This is a genomic window from Aeromicrobium terrae, from assembly GCF_008039565.1.
Classification (GTDB): Bacteria; Actinomycetota; Actinomycetes; order Propionibacteriales; family Nocardioidaceae; genus Aeromicrobium; species Aeromicrobium terrae.
Map to the genome: position 1 here is coordinate 110,290 of NZ_VDUX01000007.1, position 22,159 is coordinate 132,448.

A 22,159-nucleotide genomic window follows, 5' to 3' on the forward strand; every position below is an offset into this window, starting at 1 on the left:
TCAGGCCGGGGCGGGGGCCGGGGCGATGGGGACTCGCACCAGCAGGACGCCGTGCTGCACCTCGGCGGTGATCTCCGTGCCGTCGCCCACCGGGTCGCCGTCGAGCTGCATCGGCATCGGCTTCTCGGCCCGGATGACGACCTTCTTGCCGGCCAGCCGGTCGAGCCGCTCGTTGGTGCGCCGCTGCCGGCCCATGACGCGCACGACGATGGCGAGCCAGCCGATGAACCGCTTCGGCGCGAGCACCACGACGTCGAGCTGGCCGTCGTCGATCTGCGCGTCCGGGAGCAGCGGGATTCCGGCCTGCAGGAACCCGACGTTGCCGATGACCACGGTGCGGGCGCGGAACTTCTTGAACTCGCCGTCGTCGACGCTGATCTCGACCCGCATGGCGGGGAACCGCAGGGCCTTGACGCCGGAGACGAAGTAGGCGAACCAGCCGACCTTCTGCTTCAGGTTGTCGTCGACGCCGGTCATGATCGCGGCGTCCATGCCGAGGCCGGCCATCACGAGGAAGCAGGTCTCCGTGCCGGTGGGGGTCTCGTTCTCGTCCGCGTCCTCGCGGTCGTCGTCCGTCTCGGCCGCCGGGTCCTGGAGGACGGCGTCGGTGCGGAACGTCGCGAGGTCGACGGCCTTGTCCTGCCCGCCGAACGCGACCTCGAGGGCATCGCGCATGTTGAGCGGGATGCCGATGTTGCGAGCCAGCAGGTTGCCGGTGCCGTGCGGGATGATCCCGACCGCGATGCCCGTGCGGGCCGCCTCCTCGCACACGGCGCGGACGGTGCCGTCGCCGCCCGCCGCCACGATGAGGTCGACGTCGGCCTCGAGGGCGGCCTGCGTCTGCCCGCGACCGGTGTCCTCGATGGTGGTCTCGAACCACAGCGGCTCGCGCCAGCCGGCCGGTCGGGAGACGGCCAGGACGCGGGCCTTGAACTCGTTCAGGTCGCCGACCTTCGACGGGTTGACCACCACCGCGAACCGCTTGCGGCCGGTGCCCGTGAGCACGGCGAGCTCGTGCGGCAGCCGGGCGGCCGCGGGCACCAGCACGTGCCAGGCCGCGAGCGTGACGGCGACGCCGACGCAGAACCCGGCGATGACGTCGGAGAGGTAGTGGACGCCGAGCAGGATGCGGCTCAGCCCGACGCCGAGACCGATCAGCACCCAGAGGGCGATCAGGATCCGCCGGCGCCAGCCGCGCCCGGTGAGGACGATCGTCAGCAGCGTCGCGACGGTGACGAGCAGCCCGGCCGCGGCCGAGTGGCCGCTCGGGAAGGAGTAGGAGACGAGCTCGCGGAGCGGCTCGTCGAACGACGGCCGGTCCCGGCGGAAGATCAGCTTGAGCAACGCGTTGCCGCCGAGCGCCAGCGTGCCGCTGACGACGACCCAGCCGGCGAGCCGCCGCTCCCCGCGCCAGGCGGTGTACGCCGCGACGAGCAGGAGGACGCCGATGACCGGCAGGTTCGAGAACGCGATGGCCACGCCGTCGAGGAACGACAGCATCCGGTCGGAGCTGCTGCCGATGTCGTAGCCCCAGTCGGCGACGTCGTCGTCGACGCCCTGGGTGGCCCCCACGGCGACCAGCACGGCCAGCACCACCCACAGCACGACCGGGACGGCGATCGCCTGGGTGAAGAGCGAGGGTCGCGTCGGTTCGGCGCGTCGCAGGTCGAACGGCACGGCACTCCCGGGCTCCGGCGAAAGGGTCGCTCAAGCCTAGTCGACTGCGCAGATAAGGTGGATTCGTGATCGACCCCCGGCTGCTGCGCGACGACCCGGACACCCTGCGCGAGGCCCAGCGCCGACGGGGTGCGTCCCCCGATCTCGTCGACGAGCTCATCGCCGCCGACGAGCAGCGCCGCCACTCCATCGCCGCGTTCGAGGCGGTCCGCTCCGAGCAGAAGAATCTCGGCAAGCTGATCCCGAAGGCGAAGGGCGAGGAGAAGCAGGCGCTGCTCGCGCAGACCAAGGAGCTCAGCGCGAAGGTCAAGGAGGCCGAGGCCGCGCAGGCCGAGGCCGGGCAGGCGTTCGACGCCCTGCTGCGCGCGCTGCCCAACCCCGCGTCCACCGACGCTCCGGAGGGCGGCGAGGACGACTTCGTCGTGCTCGACACCGTCGGCACCCCGCGCGACTTCGCCGCCGAGGGCTTCGAGCCGCGCGACCACCTCGAGCTCGGCCGCATCCTCGGCGCCATCGACACCGAGCGCGGCGCCAAGGTCAGCGGCGCCCGGTTCTACTACCTCACCGGCGCAGGCGCCCGGCTCGAGCTGGCGCTCACCCAGCTCGCCATGAACACGGCGTCGGAGTGGGGCTTCACGCCGATGATCCCGCCGGCGCTCGTGAAGCCGAGCGCCATGGAGGGCACCGGCTTCCTCGGCCAGGCGGCCGACGACGTCTACCACCTGGAAAAGGACGACCTCTACCTCGTCGGCACGTCCGAGGTGCCGCTCGCCGCGTACCACTCCGACGAGATCCTCGACGCCGACTCGCTCCCGCGCCGCTACGCCGGGTTCAGCCCCTGCTACCGGCGCGAGGCCGGCTCGTACGGCAAGGACACGCGCGGCATCTTCCGGGTCCACTGGTTCGACAAGGTCGAGATGTTCGTCTTCACCACGCCCGAGGAGGCCGCCGCCGAGCACGAGCGGCTGCTCGGCTGGGAGCGCGCCTGGCTCGACGCGCTCGAGCTGCCGTACCGCGTCATCGACGTCGCGGCCGGCGACCTCGGCCTGTCCGCCGTCCGGAAGTTCGACTGCGAGGCCTGGATCCCGACGCAGGAGCGCTACCGCGAGGTGTCGTCGGCCTCCAACTGCACGCAGTTCCAGGCCCGGCGCCTCGACATCCGCGTGCGCGAGGGGGACTCCGTCTCGCCGCTGGCCACCCTCAACGGCACGCTCTGCGCGATGACGCGCACCATCGTCGCGCTGCTGGAGAACGGCCAGCAGGCGGACGGCTCCGTGCGCCTGCCCGCCGCGCTGCACCCCTTCATCGGTGAGGTCCTGGAGCCCATCACGTGACGTTCCACCCGCGGGTGGCCGCCCTGGACGTCGACGGCACGCTGGTGGACAACCACAACGGGCTCAGCCCGGCTGTCCGGGAGAGCGTGCGCGCGCTCGCCGACGCCGGCGTCGAGATCGTCGTGGCCACCGGCCGCGCCGCTCCTGGCGCCATGGAGGTCATCGACCGCCTCGGCCTCGACGACGGACTCGTCGTCACGAGCAACGGCGCCATCGTCGCCGGGTATCACCCGTTCGAGGTGCTGCAGAGCGTCACGTTCGACGCGTCCGAGGCGGTCCGTCGCGTGCTCGAGCACGTGCCCGACGCCCTCGTCGCCGTCGAGGAGGTCGGCGTCGGCTACCGGGTGAGCCAGCCGTTCCCCGAAGGCGAGGTCAGCGGGCGCATCACGGTGGAGGACGTCGACTCACTCGTCGCCGAGCCGGTCACCCGCGTCATCATCCGCGCCGTCGACCAGGACCCGCACGAGTTCGCGTCGCTCGTCGACGGCCTCGGCCTGCACGACATCAACTACTACATCGGCTACACCGCGTGGCTCGACCTCGCGCCGCAAGGCGTCTCCAAGGCGTCGGGCCTGGAGATGGTGTGCGCGCGGCTCGACGTCGCGGCCGCCGACGTGCTCGCCGTCGGCGACGGCTTCAACGACGTCGAGATGCTCGAGTGGGCCGGGCGGGGCGTGGCCATGGGCCAGGCGCCGCCCGAGGTGCAGGCCGCAGCCGACGACGTGACCGCCGTCGTCGAGGACGACGGCCTCGTCGCCGAGCTGTCCCGCTACCTCTAGCCGCCGCTCGGTGGTCGAGTGCCTCGCGAGCGCCAGCGAGTGAGGTGTATCGAGACCACACGCAGGTATGAAGGCTCGCGTGGTCTCGATACGCCGCTCGTTCCTCGCGGCTACTCGACCACCGGTGACTGGGTCTAGGCCACGTGCGCCGTGGAGAGCTGGTCGAACGCGTCGAGCACCTGCTCGAGCGTCGGCCGGCTCTCGGACGTCGCGTCGTCGACGGCCGTGGCCGCCTTCTGACGCTCACGCCGCAGGTGCCGCTTGATCGTCGACGTCGAGCACCCCAGCCGTTCGGCGAGCTGCTGGCAGGTGTCCTTCGGGTGCGCCTGCCGGGCAGCGATGACCGCCTCGTGACTGACCGGACCGCCGCCGACCCGAGGTGCGCCGAACGGCGCAAGACTCGGTTGCGCCACCTCGATGCCGAGCTGCCGGCGCATGGCCGTCCGCTCGGACTCGGTGGTGCAGGCGACGTAGCCCGAGATGTCGACCTCGACCACCGCGCGATACAGGCAGTCGAACATCACCGGACATCCGGCGCACTGCCGGTGCAGCGATCGGACGGTGCCGATCATGGTGACGGACGGGTCGTTCAGACGTTCGTCGAGATACGTGTCCGGCGCCGCAGCGCACGGAGGCATAGCACTATCAGTGGACCACATGGGCTCCCTCTTCCCACTGGTGCACGGAACTCCCATACCGTGCACTTGGTCACACTCTAGAGGTACATGCCCCCACTGTGCGTCGAATCGTCCGAAGTAGCCGAATCGTCACCTTTGTCGTCGTTTGACGACGGAAGCGCCAGCCTCATGTTCTGGAACTGCGACTGGGCCTGGACCTGCTGCGCGTAGAGCGCGGCCTGGATGCCGTGGAACAGCCCCTCGAGCCAGCCGACGAGCTGGGCCTGCGCGATCCGCAGCTCGCCCTCGCTCGGTGCGGCCTCCTCGAACGGGAGGCTGAGCCGCTCGAGCTCCTCCACCAGCTCGGGGGCGAGACCGTCCTCCAGCTCCTTGATGGACTGCTGGTGGATCTCGCGGAGCCGGACACGGCTGGCCTCGTCGAGAGGCGCCGCCTTCACCTCCTCGAGCAGCTGGCGGATCATGCCGCCGATCCGCATGACCTTGGCGGGCTGCTCGACGAGGTCGGAGAGGGCGGACTCGCGTCGGGCCGGCGTGACGGGCGAGCCGTCGGGTCCGACGACGGGGTTGGACTCGGTCTCGGTCATGCCTCCAGCCTACGAGGGCGTCGCGACGTGGGCTCGGTCACGGTGCACGCGCTCTCCTCATGCGGCTTTCAGCCGGCGGTGGCACCGTGGAAGAGATATGCCGAAGACACGTGACCGACGACTCGACGTGCTCAAGGGCCTGCTCATCACCGGGGTGGTCCTGGGGCACTTCCTGGAGACCTCCGGCGGAGGTCCGCCGAGCGGGCTCTACCCGGGCTGGGACCACGAGCCTCAGCGCACCGTGCTGACGTTCCTCTACCTGTTCCACATGCCGCTGTTCATCTTCCTGGCGGGAATCACGGCGCGGGAGCGCGACCTCGTGCACCGCGTCGTGCAGATGGTCGGCCTGTACGCCGTGCTCCAGGTCGCCTACCTGCTGATCCGGCCGCAGTACACGCTCACGCTCGACACGTTCGTCCATCCCGTCTACGGCCTGTGGTTCCTCTTGGCAATGGGGTGGTGGCTCGCGTCGCTGCCGATCGTCCGCCGCCTGGGCCACTGGGCCTTGCCGGTCGCGCTCGTCGTGTCCCTGGCCGCGGTCGTCGCGCCGTTCTCCGACACCGACATCGGCGCGTGGTCGCGCGCGATCTGCTACTGGCCGTTCTTCGTCGCCGGCCAGCTCTACGGCACGCAGGTCCTGCGCCGCACCGCGCCGACCCGTGTGCTGCGCATGCTCGCCGCCGCCGTGGTGGGCGCTGCCGTGACGGGCGGCGTGATGCTCTCCGGGCTCGACCCGAACTGGTACCGGGGCGACTCGATCGCCGCCACGATGAACGAGAACGACGTCACCGCCGTGCTGGCTCGCGTGGTCTCGCTCGTCGCCGCCGTGACGCTGTCGTGGGCGGTGCTGACGCTGGTGCCGAAGCACCTGTCCCTGGTCGAGGGACTCGGTCGTCGCAGCCTCGGCGTCTACGCCCTGCACATCCCGGTCGTGTTCTTCGCCCAGGCCTGGTTCGAGCACGCAGGCCTGGCCATGTGGCCGGCGTCCGGCATCGCGGTGCTCATGACGGTGGCGACGCTCAGCGTCCTGCGGCTGCCGATCTTCGACCGCGCGGTGCGCACCACCGCCGGCACAGTGGCCGACGTCGTCGTCCCGGACGCGCTGCGCCCGCACGAGGAGCTCAGCTCGCCGAAGTCGTGAGCAGCACCTTGCCGACGTTCGAGGAGTCCTCGAGCACCTGGTGGGCCGCGCCCACCTCGTCGAGCGGGAACGTCGTGTGGATCATCGGCCGCACGGCGCCGGCCTCGATCATCGGCCAGACGTTCTCGACGGTGGCGGCGACGATCGCCGCCTTCTCCGCAGGCGGCCGGGCGCGCAGTGCGGTGGCCGACACCGAGGCGCGCTTGGCGAGCAGGGCGCCGAGATCGATCTCCGCCTTGGTGCCGCCCTGGAGCCCGATGACGACGAGCCGGCCGTTGGTGGCCAACACGTCCACGTTCTTCTCGAGGTACTTGGCGCCGATGATGTCGAGCACGACGTCGGGCCGGAGGTCCGCATCCTTCAGCACCTCGACGAAGTCCTGCTCCTTGTAGTTGATGACGAGGTCGGCACCGAGCTGCCGGCACACCTCCGCCTTCTCGGGGCCGCCGACGGTGACCGCCACGCGGGCGCCGAGCTCCTTGGCGACCTGGATCGCCATCGTGCCGATGCCGCTGCCGCCGCCGTGGGCGAGCAGCGTCTCGCCGGGCTGGAGCCGGCCGACCATGACGACGTTCGACCAGACGGTGCACGCCACCTCCATCAGGCCGGCCGCGTCGACGAGGTCGACGCCTGCCGGCACCCGGGCGACCTGGCCCGCCGGCGCCACCACCGTCTCGGCGTACGCGCCGCCGGACAGGAGGGCGGCCACCTCGTCGCCGACGTCGAAACCGGTCACACCGTCGCCGAGCGCCGAGACGACACCCGAGCACTCCAGGCCGAGGATGTCGGTGGCGCCGGGCGGCGGGTTGTAGAAGCCCTGGCGCTGCAGCAGGTCGGCCCGGTTGATGCCGGCCGCGCGGACCGCGATCTGGACCTCCCCGGGACCCGGCTCGGGATCCGGCCGGTCCACCACCTTCAGGGCGTCGACTCCACCGGGCTCCGGGACGACCACTGCGCGCATGCCTGCACGCTACGACGTCTCCTGGAGGGCGGCGTCGATCAGGGCCCGTGCCGCCCAGAGCGACGTCTGCGTGCGGTCGTCGGCGTCGAGGCCGCGGACGTCGTCGAGCACGATGAGCGCCTCCCAGCCGACCACCATGGCCAGCGCGGAGACGAGCCGCTCGAAGGCCACCGGCTCCAGGTCGTCACGCAGCGGCTCGAGGGCCTGCTCGATCCAGCCCACGCGTCGGTGGCCGCGGCGCTGGCCCGGCGCCGGGGGTTGGGCGAGGGTGAGGCGCACCATCGAGCGACCGAGCCGCAGGGTCTCCTCGCTCATCGTGGACAGGGTGCGCACCATGGCCTCGACGCGCTTCCCCGCGTCCGTGCCGCCCGGGTCGGCCTCGGCGATGGCGGTGTCGACCTCGCGCTCGGAGAGCTCGCCGAGCATCGCGTCGAGCAACAGCTGGTCGAGGGTCGGGAAGTGCTGGTAGAGCGTGCGGCGCGAGACGTCGGCCGCCTCGGCGATCTCCGCCATGGACGGGGTCGCGCCGTCGGCGAGCAGCTGCTGCGTGGCGGCCAGGATCGCGGTGCGGGTGCGGCGCTTCTGGCGGGCCTTCCCGGCGACGGCGGCGGTCGGTTCGTCGGTCATGCGCTCACTCTCTTGACAGGCTCGGCTCAATAGTACACCATCGTGCAGTCAATACACAGTTGTGCAAGATTGGACAAGACCCATGACGATCACCCCCGAGGACCGGACGGCGCCCGCCGGCGCCGAGCAGGCCGCCGGCCGCGTCACCCTGATGAACCGCTTCGTCGTCGCCCCCGAGCGCGACGACGACTTCCACGCCGCCTGGTACGAGACGAGTCGCTACTTCGTCGTCCAGCCGGGCTTCATCTCGCTGCGGCTGCACCGCGCGGTCAACGACGAGGCCAGCCATCGCTGGGTCAACGTCGCCGTGTGGGAGTCGGAGCAGGCCTTCCGCGCCGCGCACTCGACGGACGACTTCCGCCGCCTCGTCTCCCAGGAGAAGTGGCAGGAGTTCCCGAGCGAGCCGGTGCTGTTCCAGACCGTCGTCGCCGAGGGAGAGATGCCCTGAGAGTTCAGGTCGTTCTCAGAACCCTCCTGAGACAATGGGCGGATGCAGGTGGCCCTGGTGCAGCTGGCGTCGAGCACGGACTCGGCGGCCAATCGCGAGCTCGTCGAGACCCGTCTCGGCGGGCTCGACGGCGCTGCCGACCTGGTCCTCCTGCCCGAGGCCACGATGCACGACTTCGGGGACCCGCAGCACGACCTCGCGTCGGCCGCGGAGCCGCTCGACGGTCCGTTCGTCTCGCTGCTCGCGGCGCAGGCCCGGCGCCTCGGCAGCGTGGTGGTGGCCGGGATGTTCGAGCAGACCGACGACCTGCCGTTCAACACCCTGGTCGCCGTCGGTCCGGACGGCAGCCTGCTGGCGACGTACCGCAAGATCCATTTGTACGACTCGTTCGGGTACCAGGAGTCCGACAGGCTCCGCGCCGGTGACATCGAGCCCGTGACACTGAAGGTCGGGGGCACGCGCGTCGGGCTGATGACCTGCTACGACCTCCGTTTCCCCGAGCTGGCCCGCGCCGTCGTCGACGCCGGCGCCGAGCTCGTCGCGCTGCCCGCCGCGTGGGTGGCCGGCGAGCACAAGCTGCACCACTGGCGGACGCTGCTGACCGCCCGGGCCATCGAGAACACGGTCGCGTTCGCGGCTGCGGCGCAGGGCGGACGGCGCTACACCGGACACTCGCTCGTCGTCGACGCGTGGGGTTCTATCGTGGCTGAGGCGGGTGACGACGACGATCTGCTGCAGGCCGACCTCGACCCCGCCGACGTCGCACGAGCCCGCGACGTGAACCCCTCGTTGGCCAACCGAAGGATGCGATCCGCATGGTGACCGCTCCGGCCGGCCGACGACGCCTCGACACCGCCGCCCCGGAGTACGAGGTCCCGACGCGTGAGCCGCGTCTGGTCTCGCCCGCGTCGGTGCGGCTCGCGAACGCGGGCGTCTTCACCGCCTGGGCCATCGGGACCGCGATGTCGGCCACGTCGGTCATCGCGATCGGCGCGCCGACCTGGATCGAGCGGCCCGGCGCTGCGATCCTCCTGCTGGTCTTCGCCGTCGGGCTCACGCACCGCTCCGGCGGTCACATGCGCATCTGGGCGACGCTCGCCGGCGTGCTCGGGCTGGCCGCCGTGGTGATGGAGACCAACGTGCTCCTCGCCGGCGCCGCCACGACGACGGCCGTGCTGTCGGCCGTGGGCGCGGTGATGATCACGAGACCGGCCACCAACCTGCCTGGCGTGCTCGTCGAGTACGGGCTGTCGCTGGGCCTGGCGCTGAGCGGCACCGTCGCCGTCGCGGCCTGGAACGCGCCGGTGACCTACCAGCGGTTCGGCCTGTCGGTGCTCGCCGCGTCGCTCGGCCTCGCCATCATCCTCGTCTGGAACCTCGGCGCCGGCCTCCACGGACTGCAGCGGCAGAACCTCGCCGTCCTCGCCGGTGTGGCCGCGCTCGTCGTCATCGTGGTGGCCTACAGCAGCTTCGTCCGGACGCACGGCTCCGAGACCATCACCGACGGCATCGAGGACCTCATCATCTGGATGCGCCAGGTCTTCGGCGGCGTGCCACGACCCGTCGAGGTGGTCATCGGGTTCCCCGCGCTGGTCGTCGGCGTCTCGATGCGCTCGAGGAACCGCGAGGGCTGGTGGATCCTCGTCTTCGCCGTGCTCGGCACCGGGTTCGTGACCACGTCGCTGGTCTCGCCGGGCGCGTTCCCCACCTACATCGCGCTGTCGACGCTGTACTCGGCGATCCTCGGCCTCGGCGTCGGCCTCGTCGCGCGGCACCTCACGATGCGCGATCGATCAGCCCGGGCGGCCCGCGCGGTGGAACAGCAGCGCCGCGTCGAGCCGCCTCGCCTCGCCGCGCTGAAGTAAGGGACACTGGACCTACCCTTGGAGGGGTGCCGGAGTGGCCGATCGGAACCGCCTTGAAAGCGGTCGCTGGCAGCGATGTCAGCCGCGGGTTCGAATCCCGCCCCCTCTGCCATGAGCAGCTATCGGTTGGACCGCAGCGTCGCCCTCGTCACCGTGGGCGTCTGCCTCGTCGTGTCCGCGGTCGCCGTGTTCGTCGCGTTCGTGGCGTCCGACTGGCTCCGCGTGCTGGCCGCGGTGGTGGCGGCGGTGGCCGTGCTCGTCGCTCTCCGCTTCGCCCTCCGCCCACCGGTGGTCCTCCGCCTCGACGCCGACGGCTACCGGTCCCGGTCGGCCACCGGCCGCTGGCTCGATGTCGAGGACGTCACGTTCTCCGACGACGTCCTCCGCCTCCGCCGCACCGACGGGACCGAGCAGCGTCTGCCCCTCGGCTTCGCCGGCGCCTCCCGCCTCGCCCTGCTCCGCGACGTCCACGAGCACCTCAACGCCGCCAACGGGTATCGACGCTTCGAGGGCTGACTGCTTCCACAAGTCCTGGCCCGCCGGGACCTTCGCCGGTGCCCTGCGTCTCGGTCAGCGACGAGAGTGGACGTGTGAACGGTACGAGTGCACAGGCGCCGGTGCCCTTCGCCTCCGTCACCACGCCGCGAGGCTGGGGCTGGTATCTCGGTGCGTTCTACCTGGTGATGGCCGGCATCAACATCGGGCTGACCGTCGCTGACTCTCAGACATACCGACACTTCGCGGACGAGGGCCTGTTCCCGTTCGTGCGCAGCGGCTGGCGCGACATCGTCATGGCGCATCCAGAGGTGTGGATCGGGCTGCTCGCCGCCGGCGAGATCGCGGTCGGCTTCGCGTTCCTCGCGGCGGGGTGGTGGCGTCGAGTCGCCTACGCCGCAGCGATCGTCTTCCACGTCGCCCTGATGACGTTCGGGTGGGGCTTCTGGCTGTGGAGCGTTCCGGCGATCACGATCCTGACCGCCGGTATGCGGCACGACCGACCGGCTGTGGCGGGCGCATCATGAGTGTCGCGCGGGCGGAGCGGGCTCCGGAGAGGGTCACGCCCAGCTCGGACCTGCAGGTGGTGGCAGCCATCGACCTGCTCGCCAAGTTGATCCTGGTCCTCTTCCTGGTGCGCGTCAGCGTGGATCGGGCGTGGGGCCACATGGAGGGCAAGGCGCCGCTGACCCGAGCGATCGTGTATCCGTGCCTCGGGGCTGTGGTGCCGTTGCTCCACCTGGTCCGAAACCGTGCTGAGCCGTACCCGTGGGCGGCCGACCTGCTGGTCACGCTCGCCGGCTTCTCCGACATCCTGGGAAACCGGCTGGACCTCTACGACCGGATCCGGTGGTTCGACGACTGGATGCACGTCATGAACACCGGCTTCGTCGCTGCGGCCGTCCTGCTGCTGACGACCACCAGCGCGACGCTCGGCCGACTCCTGGAGAGATCCGTGGCCGTGGGCATGACGACGTCCCTGGTCTGGGAGGTCTGGGAGTACTTCGCCTTCGTCACGCGGTCGCCGGAGCACCCCGACGCGTATGCCGACACCGTGGGTGATCTCGCGCTCGGTTGGATCGGTGCGCTCACCGCCGCCATCGTCGTGGCGGAGATTCGCCGTCGGCATGCTGGTGCACGCGAGTAACGCGCTGGGAGCATGAGGCATGACTGCCCACCTCGAGCTGAGCCGCGTGCTCGGGTGTCCCGTGGTCACGGCCGATGGGGTCCGGGCCGGAGTCGTCGCCGACCTCACGGCGCGCCTGCCGGGTGGAGCGCCGCGCGTCGAACGGCTCGCCGTTGGCACACGGCGGCGAGCGGAATACCTCGTCCCGTGGTCGTCGGTGCAGACGGTCGACGCCGGGATGGTCCGACTGTCGAGCCCGGCACAGGCTCTCGATCGTGACCACCGGATCGGCGGCGGAGGACTGACCGATCGCGCGCTGAGCGAGGAGGAGATCCTGCTCGGCCGTGACGTCATGGACAGCCAGGTGGTCGACCTCGCCGGGCTCCGGCTCTCGCGGGTGTCGGACGTGCTGCTCGAGACCGCGGAGGACGGCGTCTGGGTCGCTGCGGTCGACCTCGGCATCGGGGCCGTGCTGGCGCGCCTCGGGCTTCGTCGGCTCGGCGAGCGGCTGCCACCGGTAGTCGTCGCGTGGGAGGACCTGCACCTGGCCTCGCCGCGGGGCCACAGCGTGCAGCTGGCCACGGCGGCAGAACAACTTCGTCGCCTGGACGCCGCCACGCTGAGCGCGGTCGTGACCCGCATGCCGACGGAGCCAGCCACCGACGTCCTGCGCGCGATCGGCCCGGAGCACGCGGACCGCGTCCTTCGGGCCAGTCACGCCGTGCACCGTCGACGGCTCCGCGACGAGCTGGTGGGGGAGCCGTCACCGCGGTTGCGTCGTTCGCGACGGACGGCCGGGTGGCGGGTCCACCGATCTCCCCATGGCACGGGTGAGGAGTCATGACGTCCGCGACGCGAGAGGCGGTCGGTCGTGGGTGGCGGGTTCGGCTGCTCGCCCTCGTGGCGGTGGTCGGACCCGGACTGCTCGCAGGTTTGTCGGACGACGATCCGCCGGGCATCACGACGTACTCCGTCCTCGGCGCGGACTACGGGTATGAGCTGCTGTGGGTTCTGCTGCTGTCGACGTGCGCCTTGATCGTCTTTCACGCCCTCGCCGTGCGCATGGGTGTCGTCACGAGCCAGGGCCTGATCGGGCTCGTGCGCGACCGGTACGGGGTACGGGTCGGCGCTCTCGCGCTCGTCCTGCTCCTCGTCGCGAACCTCGGCACGACCTGTGCCGAGCTGGCAGGGATCGCCGCAGGTTCCGAGCTCTTCGGAGTCAGCCGATACATCTCCGTGCCGCTGGTCGCCGCCGTGGTCACGTTGCTCGTCCTCAAGGGCGCCTTCCACCGGGTGGAGCACATCCTGATGGCGCTGGCCGCGGCGTTCGTCTCGTACCTCGCCGCGGGGTTCTTCGCCCACCCGGACTGGGGTCAGGCGGCGGGCGGACTGGTGACACCCCGCATGCCGCTCACCGAGGACGCGATCCTCGTCGTGACGGCCACCGTGGGAACGACGCTGGCGCCGTGGGGCCTGAGCTTCATCCAGTCGTACGCCGTCGACAAGAAGCTGAGGACCAGCGACCTGCGCTACGAGCGGATCGACGTCGTCGTCGGCTCGGTGCTGACCGGCGTCATCGGCTTCTTCATCGTCGTCACCTGCGCCGCCACGCTGCACGTCCAAGGCGTCTCGATCGACTCCGCGGCTGATGCCGCCGAGGCGCTCGAGCCGCTGGCCGGCACGTACGCGCGGGCGCTGTTCGGGATCGGCCTGCTCGGCGCCGCCGTGCTCGCGGCGGCGATCCTGCCGCTCTCCACGGCATACTCCGTCTGCGAGTACGTGGGTCACGAGGGCGCGCTGAACGACGGGTTCCGTCAGGCGCCTTACTTCTACTCGACCTACGTCGGTCTCGTCGGCCTGGCCGCGACCCTGGTGCTTCTTCCCGGTGTCTCGCTCGTCCCGCTGCTGGTGCTCACGCAGGTGCTCAACGCCGTGCTGCTGCTGCCGTTGATGGTGCTCATGCACCGGCTCTCCCGCGACGGTCAGCTGATGGGCGGTTTCGTCGTGGGCCGGGGCCTCGCCCTCCTGCACGTCGGGACGATCGCGCTTGTCGGCGGTTGCATCGCGGCGTTGCTGTCGATCTCGCTCTGAGGCCTCAGGGGACGACGACCGCTCGACCGCGGATGTCGTCCTCACCCAGTCTCCGGTAGGCCTCGGACGCCTCGTCCAGCGAAAACCGCTCGGTCTCCACGGACACCTGGCCCGTGCGGGCCAGCGCGATGATCTCCTCGAGCTCGGGCCGAGTCCCCCAATAGGTGTTGCGCACCCGGACACCGAACGGGGTCGAGAAGAACCCCGCGGGAAGCACGCCGCCGCCGATCCCGACGATGACGATCGATCCGTCGATCCGGACGCAGGTGCGCGCCGTCTCGAGCGTGGCGGACGATCCGACGAAGTCGAGGACGACGTCCGCCCCGACCTCGCCGGTGAGGTGGCGGACTTTGTGTGCGGCGTCCGCGTCGGAGTGCAGGGCCTCATGAGCACCGACCTTGACCGCCATGTCGAGCTTCTCCTGGTGCACGTCCAAGGCGATGACCTGGCACGCCGAGAGAGCGCGAAGGATCTGGATGGCGAGGTGCCCGAGGCCGCCGGCCCCGATCACCACGGCGGTGCTGCCCGGTGCAAGGTGGCTGAGCTCGCCGCTGATGGCGTGGTACGGGGTCAGGCCGGCGTCGGTCAGGGCGACGATCTCGACCGGATCCAGCCCACCGATCGGCACGAGGTGCCGGGGGTCGTCGACGATCATGAGCTCGGCCATCGCGCCGGGAACGCCGAGTCCAGGTGGCATGATCCCGGCAGCCGCGGCGCGGGTGCAGTAGTTCTCCGCGCCCCTCAGGCAGGCGTCGCACCGGCCGCACCCCCAAGGGCCGTAGACGGCGACGGCGTCACCCACCTCCACGCCCGCGGCGCCGGGGCCGAGCTCGGCGACCACACCGGCGCCCTCGTGGCCGAGGGTCAGCGGCAGACCGTAGACGTAGTGATCCTCGGGCAGTCCCATGATGAAGAGGTCCGAGTGGCAGATCCCGGCGGCCGTGACCTCCAGGAGCACCTGTCCCGGTCCGGGGACCGGCTTCGGCACCTCGACCACCTCGGGTGGCTTCCCGATCGCGCGGTACTGCAGGGCGCGCATGACGTCAGTGGGCCGACCGAACGCCTGCGGCGCCGGCGTGGGTGGTTCCGTAGGCGGGGTCGACGACGACGAGCGGACACTGGGCCACCGTCGTGAGGCGGTACGCGACACCGCGGCCGAAGAGGTCGGCGTGACGGGGCCGGCCGACGACCATGAGCTCGGACCGCTCGGAGAGGTCGGCCAGGCTCGCCACGACGTAGTCGTCAGCAGCGACCCTGGTGGCGACGACCACGTCGGGAAACTCCGACCGCCAGCCGGCGAGCACCTCGGCCAGGCCGCGCCGTCCGGACTCGGTCTCGGCAGTGTCCAAGCCCTCGGGGACGACGTGGAGCACGAGCAGCGTGGCGTGCCGGGCCGCAGCCGTCTCGAACGCGAAGCGCAGCGGGCCCGCGGCCGTGTGGTCGGACTCGATGGCGACGCAGACGCCGCCGTAGAGCGTCGACAGGTCATGGACCGGAGGCACGACGACCACGGGGCACGCAGCGTGCAGAGCGAGGTGACGTGCCACGGCACCTCCGAACGCTCGCTCGAACCACGAGACGTCGTCGGTCCCGAGCACCAGCAGCTGCGGCTGCACGTCGTTCACGAACGCGTCGATGACCTCGACCGCGGAACCGAGCTCGGCCACGTAGTGAGTTGAAGGGCGCTCGCTGAGCCGGGTGACGACGCTCTCGGCGTCGCTGAGGACGTTCTTCGCGTCCTCTGCCGCAGCCGCGATCAAGGCTTGCGACGGCACCACGCCGGCGACCACGTCCGCCGTCCCGTAGGCGTGCAGGACGATGAGCGGAACACCCCTGCGGATCGCCTCCTGGGCCGCGAAGGTGACGACCGCGGGCTGGTCGGCCTCGACCGCGACGAGGACGGGTCCTGTCGTGTCGCGGGTGCTCATGACTTGTCCTTGGTGACGGCGGCATCGAGCTCCTGCGCGATGCTGTCGGCCCAGGCGTCGATGGCGGCCCAGTCACGGAGGTCGCCCTCGGGTGCCCTGGCGGCGCGCGCGATCCAGCGCTCCCAGAACGACAGCAGGCGTGAGTCGAGCCGCCCGCCGAAGACGGCGTGGTCCCGGACCCCGAGCGGCTTGACGCGTCGGTCGGCGGTGATGAGGTCGCGGTCCTCGCCGGCGACACCCGAGATGGGTCCGCTGCTGAACAACCAGATCTCCATGCTCGGGTCCAGGCGGTCGAGCGCCTCGCGGGCGGGCCGCAGCCAGCGGCCGAGGTAGATCGCGCTCCCGAGGATCACGACGTCGGCGTCGTCGATCGTGGGCCAGTCGAGGACGTCGGCGTGGACCACCGACCAGCTGGGAAGGTCGGTGCGCAGTCGCGTGGCGATGCGGTCGGCGATCTCCGCGGTCGCGCCGTGCCGGGAGGCGGCGGCGACGACGATGCGGCTGCGGTGGACCTCGACCGACGTGTAAGTCTCGGCCGGTGTGTCGGTGGTGCCCATGGCTGCTCCTCGTGCTGCTGGGGTCTTCAGGATCGGTCGGGGACCGGCCAGCCCGACACGGCCGCTCGGCGGTACTTCGGAGGACGAAGGTCCCGGTCTCAGCCGAGGTCGCGCACCCGGAACCGAGCGACGGCCGCCGTGAGCGCCACGACGCCAAGAGCCAGTAGCGCCGTGGCCGCTGCCGGGTCGAACGGCTCGACCGGCATCGCGGGGGCGTGCGAGTACGGGGACAGGTTGACCACCCAGTCCGGCAGGCGGAGCAGCTCGCCGAGCTGCCCGACGGTGACGAAGGCGGCCAAGAACACCCAGCCGACGTGGTGCCAGGTGCAGCGCCACGACCACGCCACCGCGGTGAGCAGGACGACGAGACAGACGGCGGGCGCCTGGCCGAGCGCCGCCGCCACCAGGCTGCGGACGCTCGACGTGAGGGTCCCTTCCTCCGCCCCGAAGCCCACGCCCATGCAGACGCCGGTGACGACGAGGAGCCAGAGCGAACCGGCGAGGGCCACGACGAGGTGCGACCCGATGATCGCGCCGCGAGACCCCTCGGCAGCCATGAGCTCGTCAGTGCGCCCGGACCGTTCGTCCTCGCCGGCCTGCGCGATGACGCTGATGCCGAAGCAGGTGAGGACGACGGCCGACACGGACAGCTCGGCGGCGAGCAGAGTCTCCTGGATCACGCCGACGCCCCCGAGTCGCTCGATCATCTCCCGGGCGCTGCTGGAGTCGAGCATGTCGCTGATGTCCGGTGCCACGGTGCCGAAGAAGACGGACAGCGCGGCCACGGCGACGGTCCAGATCAGCAGCGACGCCCGGTGTCCTCGCACCGTCACTGCCAGCACGGAACGCAGGCGTGGGGAGGCCTGCGCGGGCCCGGTGCGCTCCGCGACCAGCCCGGAACCGAGATCGCGACGGCCGCGGACCAGGGCTGCTGACGTGATCAGTCCGACGGCGGTCAGGGCGTACAGGGCGAGAACCCACCAACGCGGCTCGGACCAGGCCCGCAGCTGGGTGGACCAGCCGAACGGCGAGGCCCAGCGCAAGGCGTGAAGCGGTCCGGTGCTGGTGTCGCCGACCGCCCGGAACGCGTAGAGGACGGCGATGGCGCCGGCGGAGAACGCAGCGCACGTCCGCGAGCTGGCGGAGAGCTGGCACGCGATCGCGGTGAGTCCAACGCTGACCAGCCCGACGCCGGCCCAGGAGGCGCCGAAGGCGAGCGAGCCCTCGAGTGGCAGACCGCCGGCGAGGTCGGCGAGACCGGCCAGGGCGCCGAGGACGAGGCTCAGCCCGCAGCCGAGGAGGACGGCGGCGGCCAGCGGAGCGGTGCTGCGGACGGCGGTCCCACCGACCAGCTCGGTGAGTCCCGACTCCTCGTCGGTGCGGGTGTGCCGGCGGATGACGACGACCATGAAGACCGCCACGAAGACGGCGTACAGGACGGTGAGCTTCGTCATCGCCAGCTCGCCGATGCTCGTCACGTCGACGACCGGGCCGTAGAGCGCCACGATTGACGGGCTGGAGTTGATCGCCTCCGCAGCGCGCACCCGCTCCGCGAGACTGGGGTAGAGGGAGGTCGTCGCCTCGGCCGAGGCGTAGCAGACCCCCACGAGCAGCAGCAGCCAGATCGCCACGAGGACACGGTCCCGGCGCAGCGCCAGTCGCGTCAGCAGCAGGGTGCCCGTCATGGCCGGTCGTCGTGCGGTTGGCGGTAGGCGTCGAGGAACAGGTCCTCGAGCGTCGGCGGCGTGATCGTCAGGTCCCTGACGCCCGCCCCGGTGAGTGCAGCCAGGACCGGGGTGAGCGCGTCGGGCTCGACCGTGAACGACAGATCATCACCGTCGGTCTGCACGTCGAAGACGCCGGCCATGGTCGTGAGCGAAGGCACGGCCTCCTTGACCGTGGCTCGCACCCTGTTGCGACGCAAGTGGCGCAGGTCCGCCAGGGCACCGGACTCCACGACGTGGCCGGCGCGGACGATGGTCACGTGGTCGACGAGCCGCTCCACCTCGCTCAGGATGTGGCTCGACAGCAGCACCGTCGCGCCGCGTCGAACATGCTCGGCGACGCAGTCGTTGAACTCCTGCTCCATCAAGGGGTCGAGGCCGGCGGTCGGCTCGTCGAGGACCAGCAGCTCCGGGTCGGTGGCGAAGGCCGCGACGAGCGCCACCTTCTGCCGGTTGCCCTTGGAGTAGGCCCGTCCCTTCGTGGTCGGGTCCAGCTCGAACCGGTCGATCAGCTCGGCCCGGCGAGACCGCTGCGGGTCGGCGCCGCGCAGGCGGATGAAGAGGTCGATGATCTCGCCACCGGTCAGGTTCGGCCACAGGGCGACGTCGCCCGGGACGTAGGCGAGGCGCCGGTGGATGGCGACGGCATCACGCCACGGGTCGAGCCCGAAGACGGTGGCGCTGCCGGCGTTGACACGGATGAGTCCGAGCAGCGCACGGATCGTCGTCGACTTGCCCGCGCCGTTGGGTCCGAGGAACCCGTGCACCTGCCCGCGGGTGACGACCAGGTCGAGGTCGTCGAGCGCCCGCAGGCGCCCGAAACGCTTCACCAGGCCGGCGACCTCGACGACGGGATCCATACCGCTCGACATCTCTGGTCTCAGCTCTCGGTGCCGTAGGTCGGCGGCACGACGACGACCGGACAGGTCGCCGACTGGGCGATGGCGCGGGCGGTCGACGAGGTGGACCACGCGTGGGGGCGGGTGAGCGAGCGACTGACGACGAGGACCGAGGCGCCGAGTTCCGAGACCTCCGCGACGTTCGCTGCGTCGCCGGTCAGCTCTCGGTGCTCGAACCGGACATCGGGGTGCATGATGCGCCAACGCTCGAGCTGGTCGGCGAACCGCTCCTCGTGCTGCTCCAGCTCGGCGACGCTGGCGAGTGGTGGGTCGACCTGGACCAGGCGCACGCGTCGGCCGTGCAGCTTGGCCGTCTCGCAGGCGTTGTGCAGCGGTCCATCGGGAAGACTGATGCCGTCGAGGAGGACGACCACGGGCCGCTCGTCCGGGTGCAGCGACCACGTGCTCGGGACGATGGCCACCGGGCCGGCCGCGTGGCGCACGAGATGACGCGCGGTGCGTCCCTCGAACAACCGCAAGGGCCAGGGCTTCTCGAGATCCGGGCCGATGACGATGAGACGTGCGGACCGGCTGAGTCGCTCCAGCGTGTCGGGCGCCGTGCCCCGCACGACGGATGTTTCCACCGGCACGGCGGGGTGACGATCGTCCAGGAGTGCCTTCGCCTCGCTCATCACCTCTTCGGCGGACTCCCGGAACATCGCCGGGATGTCGAGCCCGTAGAGCGAGCCGAAAGCCGTGGGCGCCACGACGTAGGTGTGGACGAGGTGCAACGGGGCGTGGGACCGTTCGGCCTCGTCCAGCGCGAGCTCGAGTACTGCACGATCCTTGTGGGCGATGCCGGCCACGACCGGCGCAGCGTCACGCATGGACGTCTCCCTGCGTGATGGGCAAGGTCACCGTGACCTCGCCGCCGTCCCGGGCGAGTGTGGCGCCGGCGTTGGCGAACACGTCCAGCATCAGGTGGTTGGAAGCCAGCACCTCGGCCACGAGCAGGCACACCCCACGAGCGCGCGCGTCTTCGACGGCTGCGGCCAACAGCGTGGTTCCGACACCGTGGTGGTGCAGGCTGCTCGCGACGAGGAGAGCGACTTCTTCGGCGTGGTCGCCCACTGAGGCCATCTCCACGACGCCAACGATCTGGTCATCGTGGCCGACGGCGACGAGGCATCGGGGCCCGTCCACCGACGCGAGGTCCGCCAGGTGTGTCTCGACGATGTGTCTGCCGATGGTGAAGAAGCGGTCGTGGATGTCTTCGGTGGCGGCCTCGCAGTAGAGATCCGCGACCCGGTCGAGATCCTCAGCACGCATCAGGCGGACGCAGACGTCCACCCGAGCGGGTTGGCTGACGGTCGTGAGAGCGGCGGGGCTCATCCTGCGGCCACCATCGGTCGTGGCGGCGGAGCCAGCCTCTCGAGGCCGGTCGACCGGGACGACTTCCACACCGCCGGATCGGAGGACTCTCGCGCCGGGACCAGCAAAACGTCATGGGGGTCCGTGCGACGACCAGCGAGGCTGGAGAGCGAACCGCGGATGAGCTCGCACTCGACGCGGGTCTCGGGCCCGACGAAACCACAGGCGAGCCTCGCCACGTCCGCGAGCCGCTCGAGCGCGCGCCCCCGGCGCAGCAAGAAGCGGTCGAGCGGGTGTGGTTCGTGGAAGTTCGGGGCGGGGACCGCGGCGACGATGCGCAACACGCTCGGGTGATGTTCGGCAGCCACGCGCAGGGTCGCTTCCTCGCGACCCCGCGGGGGTAGCGCCACCGTGACGGTGAGGTCGTTGGTCATGTGTCGATCGTCGGGCTGGGAGCCACGACGCACCCAGTGCCGATGCGCCTCGATGCGAATGCCCCTGGTCCCGGCAGTGACGGGACCTTCGGCCGTGGTCCGGAGCGTCGTCGAGCACCACGATGGGTCGCATGATTCCGACCACCCGCTCTCCGGGCGTCTCCACGATGTCCTCAATCCCCGAGCACCGCTGCTGGAGGCTTCTCAGCACGACGACGGTCGGGCGGCTCGCGTTCGCGACGGACGACGGCATCGTGATCTTGCCGGTCAACTTCATCGAGCTCGACCGACGGATCTATGTACGCACCGAGCCGGGCTCGACCATCGCGTCCCTCTCAGAGGGATTTGACGACGTCGCGTTCGAGGTCGACTATCACGACGACCTGAACCAGTCCGGATGGAACGTCCTGGTGAAGTGCACGGCGCGAGTCGCCGGCATCACCGAGGCGGAGCGCGCACTCAGGAGCACAGGACGCCTGGGCCCGTGGGCGCCAGGCGAGCGGCCGCTCATGATCGTCCTGACGCCTCGCCAGATCAGCGGGCGCAAGGTCGCCATGCGCCGCAGCCCGCGCCGGACGCCGAGCATCATTGACGCCGATGTCGCGGGTCCTCTGCCTAGCGATCCGTCGTGACGGTCGGCACCCTCAAGCACTGAATCAGCGCGATCGCGCACAGGATGGCGATCGACGTGATGGGGAGGACGACACCCCATGCGACGGCGTGCCCGCGCAGCGCAGCGACGAAGGGGGTTGCGACGATCGGGAGGGACATCACGACGAAGAAGCTGAGCATCACCGGGGCTAGCAGGACAGCCCACCGGCGTCGCGCGCGCATGCCCCAACCGGCCAGGAACGCCAGGGGGAGGGCGAACGCCAGGTCCAGCACGTGCACGGGGTTCGTCGGGACCTCCCACTGCTGCGCGCTCGTCGAGCCCGTGCCGTCGTGGAGGTCCGGCACTATCTCCAGGAGCCAGAGGGTGGCGAACAGGACAGCCACTGTGCACAGGACGATGGACGGCAGCAGCCCTGGTTGGACGAGGCGCTCCATGTGCAGACGTTCTGCGCGCCACAGCCCGATGACGCTGAGCACAGTCGTCAGCCCCAGCAGTGCTGTCCAGAAGAGGAACAGCGGTCCGAAGGTGACCGAGAAGCAGTAGATCGCGTAGTTGTACGCCAGGAACGCCAGGATTCCGACCGAGACAAGGTGCGCGCGGGCGGAGCCGAGAGCAGCGCGGCGCGATGCCACAGCCAGCGCCGGCACCGCGATCACAGCAGTGATGACGTCCTGCGCCATGGCAGCGTCCGCCAGCTCCTCGGTCTCGGAGCCGTACACCCCCACTCGGTCGATCAGGGCCGCTAGCGCGGCGAACATCGCGCCTTCCGCCGCAGCCTGGGTGGCGATGCGAAAGCCTCGGGTCGTCGCAGGCTGGGATGTGGTGGCTCCGACGTGCATGGGTGCGCCTCCTTCTTGGCAACCAGCGTCTCGGTCGACGGGGGGCTCGCACGAGAGTCGGTGTCCCTGTTGCCCTGGGGACCTTCGG

General features: G+C 70.8%; 26 protein-coding genes and 1 tRNA gene. 13 read left to right on the forward strand and 14 right to left on the reverse strand.

Translation table 11 applies throughout. From position 1 onward, the window contains the following. The gene (locus FHP06_RS13975; RefSeq protein ID WP_147687410.1) at positions 1 to 1,677 is read right to left on the reverse strand and encodes a phosphatase PAP2 family protein; all 1,677 of its coding nucleotides are present in this window, start codon (positions 1,675 to 1,677) and stop codon (positions 1 to 3) included. Positions 1,678 to 1,742: 65 nt separating this feature from the next. Here FHP06_RS13975 and serS point away from each other — a divergent pair, with 65 nt between their 5' ends. Then, complete coding sequence (serS, locus tag FHP06_RS13980; RefSeq protein ID WP_147687411.1) at positions 1,743 to 3,011, forward strand: serine--tRNA ligase; 1,269 nt, start codon at positions 1,743 to 1,745, stop codon at positions 3,009 to 3,011. Beyond that, complete coding sequence (locus tag FHP06_RS13985) at positions 3,008 to 3,790, forward strand: HAD family hydrolase (protein WP_147687412.1); 783 nt, start codon at positions 3,008 to 3,010, stop codon at positions 3,788 to 3,790. The genes serS and FHP06_RS13985 overlap by 4 nt, the downstream gene beginning before the upstream one ends. Positions 3,791 to 3,924: 134 nt before the next feature. Here the strand turns inward: FHP06_RS13985 and FHP06_RS13990 are convergent, their stop codons facing one another. Together FHP06_RS13990 and FHP06_RS13995 are read right to left on the reverse strand one after the other, a co-directional pair. Beyond that, on the reverse strand, positions 3,925 to 4,428 hold the full coding sequence (locus tag FHP06_RS13990; RefSeq protein ID WP_147687413.1) for a helix-turn-helix domain-containing protein: 504 nt from the start codon (positions 4,426 to 4,428) through the stop codon (positions 3,925 to 3,927). 77 nt (positions 4,429 to 4,505) lie between these two features. Further along, positions 4,506 to 5,012 carry a bacterial proteasome activator family protein gene (locus tag FHP06_RS13995; protein ID WP_147687414.1) on the reverse strand — a complete coding sequence of 169 codons (507 nt, stop codon included), beginning with the start codon at positions 5,010 to 5,012 and terminating at the stop codon, positions 4,506 to 4,508. Positions 5,013 to 5,109: 97 nt separating this feature from the next. On the opposite strand from FHP06_RS13995, the gene FHP06_RS14000 reads away from it, so the two are divergent. Then, on the forward strand, positions 5,110 to 6,153 hold the full coding sequence (locus tag FHP06_RS14000) for an acyltransferase family protein (protein WP_187271945.1): 1,044 nt from the start codon (positions 5,110 to 5,112) through the stop codon (positions 6,151 to 6,153). Here FHP06_RS14000 and FHP06_RS14005 read toward each other — a convergent pair. Further along, complete coding sequence (locus tag FHP06_RS14005) at positions 6,134 to 7,114, reverse strand: NAD(P)H-quinone oxidoreductase (protein ID WP_147687416.1); 981 nt, start codon at positions 7,112 to 7,114, stop codon at positions 6,134 to 6,136. The genes FHP06_RS14000 and FHP06_RS14005 overlap by 20 nt on opposite strands. A 9-nt stretch (positions 7,115 to 7,123) precedes the next feature. Next, the gene (locus tag FHP06_RS14010) at positions 7,124 to 7,741 is read right to left on the reverse strand and encodes a TetR/AcrR family transcriptional regulator (protein ID WP_147687417.1); all 618 of its coding nucleotides are present in this window, start codon (positions 7,739 to 7,741) and stop codon (positions 7,124 to 7,126) included. 82 nt (positions 7,742 to 7,823) lie between these two features. Here FHP06_RS14010 and FHP06_RS14015 point away from each other — a divergent pair, with 82 nt between their 5' ends. The 9 genes from FHP06_RS14015 (at position 7,824) to FHP06_RS14055 (ending at position 13,766) form a co-directional block, all read left to right on the forward strand. Continuing rightward, on the forward strand, positions 7,824 to 8,189 hold the full coding sequence (locus tag FHP06_RS14015; protein ID WP_147687418.1) for an antibiotic biosynthesis monooxygenase family protein: 366 nt from the start codon (positions 7,824 to 7,826) through the stop codon (positions 8,187 to 8,189). A gap of 42 nt (positions 8,190 to 8,231) precedes the next feature. Continuing rightward, positions 8,232 to 9,011, forward strand: a complete 780-nt coding sequence (locus FHP06_RS14020; RefSeq protein WP_147687419.1) for a carbon-nitrogen hydrolase family protein — start codon at positions 8,232 to 8,234, stop codon at positions 9,009 to 9,011. Then, entirely contained in the window at positions 9,005 to 10,054 is a 1,050-nt protein-coding gene (locus FHP06_RS14025) for a hypothetical protein (RefSeq protein ID WP_147687420.1), read from the forward strand. Before FHP06_RS14020 ends, FHP06_RS14025 begins: the two co-directional genes overlap by 7 nt. A 20-nt stretch (positions 10,055 to 10,074) precedes the next feature. Next, a tRNA-Ser gene (locus FHP06_RS14030) sits at positions 10,075 to 10,166 on the forward strand. Next, the gene (locus FHP06_RS14035) at positions 10,166 to 10,570 is read left to right on the forward strand and encodes a hypothetical protein (RefSeq protein ID WP_147687421.1); all 405 of its coding nucleotides are present in this window, start codon (positions 10,166 to 10,168) and stop codon (positions 10,568 to 10,570) included. The genes FHP06_RS14030 and FHP06_RS14035 overlap by 1 nt, the downstream gene beginning before the upstream one ends. A gap of 101 nt (positions 10,571 to 10,671) precedes the next feature. Next, positions 10,672 to 11,076: a hypothetical protein gene (locus FHP06_RS14040; RefSeq protein WP_222706489.1), complete on the forward strand. Its 405-nt coding sequence runs from the start codon at positions 10,672 to 10,674 to the stop codon at positions 11,074 to 11,076. Continuing rightward, complete coding sequence (locus tag FHP06_RS14045; RefSeq protein WP_147687422.1) at positions 11,073 to 11,696, forward strand: hypothetical protein; 624 nt, start codon at positions 11,073 to 11,075, stop codon at positions 11,694 to 11,696. The genes FHP06_RS14040 and FHP06_RS14045 overlap by 4 nt, the downstream gene beginning before the upstream one ends. Before the next feature lie 19 nt (positions 11,697 to 11,715). Beyond that, positions 11,716 to 12,519, forward strand: a complete 804-nt coding sequence (locus FHP06_RS14050; RefSeq protein ID WP_147687423.1) for a PRC-barrel domain-containing protein — start codon at positions 11,716 to 11,718, stop codon at positions 12,517 to 12,519. Then, positions 12,516 to 13,766, forward strand: coding sequence for an NRAMP family divalent metal transporter (locus FHP06_RS14055; protein ID WP_147687424.1), 1,251 nt, complete (start codon positions 12,516 to 12,518; stop codon positions 13,764 to 13,766). The genes FHP06_RS14050 and FHP06_RS14055 overlap by 4 nt, the downstream gene beginning before the upstream one ends. A gap of 4 nt (positions 13,767 to 13,770) precedes the next feature. On the opposite strand, the gene FHP06_RS14060 is transcribed toward FHP06_RS14055, so the two are convergent. The 8 genes from FHP06_RS14060 to FHP06_RS14095 form a co-directional block, all read right to left on the reverse strand. Then, the gene (locus tag FHP06_RS14060; RefSeq protein WP_147687425.1) at positions 13,771 to 14,805 is read right to left on the reverse strand and encodes an NAD(P)-dependent alcohol dehydrogenase; all 1,035 of its coding nucleotides are present in this window, start codon (positions 14,803 to 14,805) and stop codon (positions 13,771 to 13,773) included. Between the two features lie 4 nt (positions 14,806 to 14,809). Next, entirely contained in the window at positions 14,810 to 15,694 is an 885-nt protein-coding gene (locus tag FHP06_RS14065) for a universal stress protein (RefSeq protein WP_147687426.1), read from the reverse strand. Next, positions 15,691 to 16,251 carry a flavodoxin domain-containing protein gene (locus FHP06_RS14070; protein ID WP_147687427.1) on the reverse strand — a complete coding sequence of 187 codons (561 nt, stop codon included), beginning with the start codon at positions 16,249 to 16,251 and terminating at the stop codon, positions 15,691 to 15,693. The genes FHP06_RS14065 and FHP06_RS14070 overlap by 4 nt, the downstream gene beginning before the upstream one ends. 98 nt (positions 16,252 to 16,349) lie before the next feature. Continuing rightward, complete coding sequence (locus FHP06_RS14075; RefSeq protein WP_147687428.1) at positions 16,350 to 17,936, reverse strand: ABC transporter permease; 1,587 nt, start codon at positions 17,934 to 17,936, stop codon at positions 16,350 to 16,352. After that, the gene (locus FHP06_RS14080) at positions 17,933 to 18,835 is read right to left on the reverse strand and encodes an ABC transporter ATP-binding protein (RefSeq protein WP_147687429.1); all 903 of its coding nucleotides are present in this window, start codon (positions 18,833 to 18,835) and stop codon (positions 17,933 to 17,935) included. The genes FHP06_RS14075 and FHP06_RS14080 overlap by 4 nt, the downstream gene beginning before the upstream one ends. A gap of 20 nt (positions 18,836 to 18,855) precedes the next feature. Then, positions 18,856 to 19,701 carry a universal stress protein gene (locus FHP06_RS14085; RefSeq protein ID WP_147687430.1) on the reverse strand — a complete coding sequence of 282 codons (846 nt, stop codon included), beginning with the start codon at positions 19,699 to 19,701 and terminating at the stop codon, positions 18,856 to 18,858. After that, positions 19,694 to 20,164 carry a GNAT family N-acetyltransferase gene (locus FHP06_RS14090; RefSeq protein ID WP_187271947.1) on the reverse strand — a complete coding sequence of 157 codons (471 nt, stop codon included), beginning with the start codon at positions 20,162 to 20,164 and terminating at the stop codon, positions 19,694 to 19,696. The genes FHP06_RS14085 and FHP06_RS14090 overlap by 8 nt, the downstream gene beginning before the upstream one ends. 38 nt (positions 20,165 to 20,202) lie before the next feature. Beyond that, positions 20,203 to 20,619 carry a hypothetical protein gene (locus FHP06_RS14095; RefSeq protein WP_147687432.1) on the reverse strand — a complete coding sequence of 139 codons (417 nt, stop codon included), beginning with the start codon at positions 20,617 to 20,619 and terminating at the stop codon, positions 20,203 to 20,205. A gap of 131 nt (positions 20,620 to 20,750) precedes the next feature. Between FHP06_RS14095 and FHP06_RS14100 the strand changes: the two genes are divergently transcribed. Beyond that, positions 20,751 to 21,251, forward strand: a complete 501-nt coding sequence (locus FHP06_RS14100; RefSeq protein ID WP_187271948.1) for a pyridoxamine 5'-phosphate oxidase family protein — start codon at positions 20,751 to 20,753, stop codon at positions 21,249 to 21,251. Here FHP06_RS14100 and FHP06_RS14105 read toward each other — a convergent pair. Continuing rightward, positions 21,235 to 22,071, reverse strand: coding sequence for a hypothetical protein (locus FHP06_RS14105; protein WP_147687434.1), 837 nt, complete (start codon positions 22,069 to 22,071; stop codon positions 21,235 to 21,237). The genes FHP06_RS14100 and FHP06_RS14105 overlap by 17 nt on opposite strands. Positions 22,072 to 22,159 lie beyond the last annotated feature (88 nt).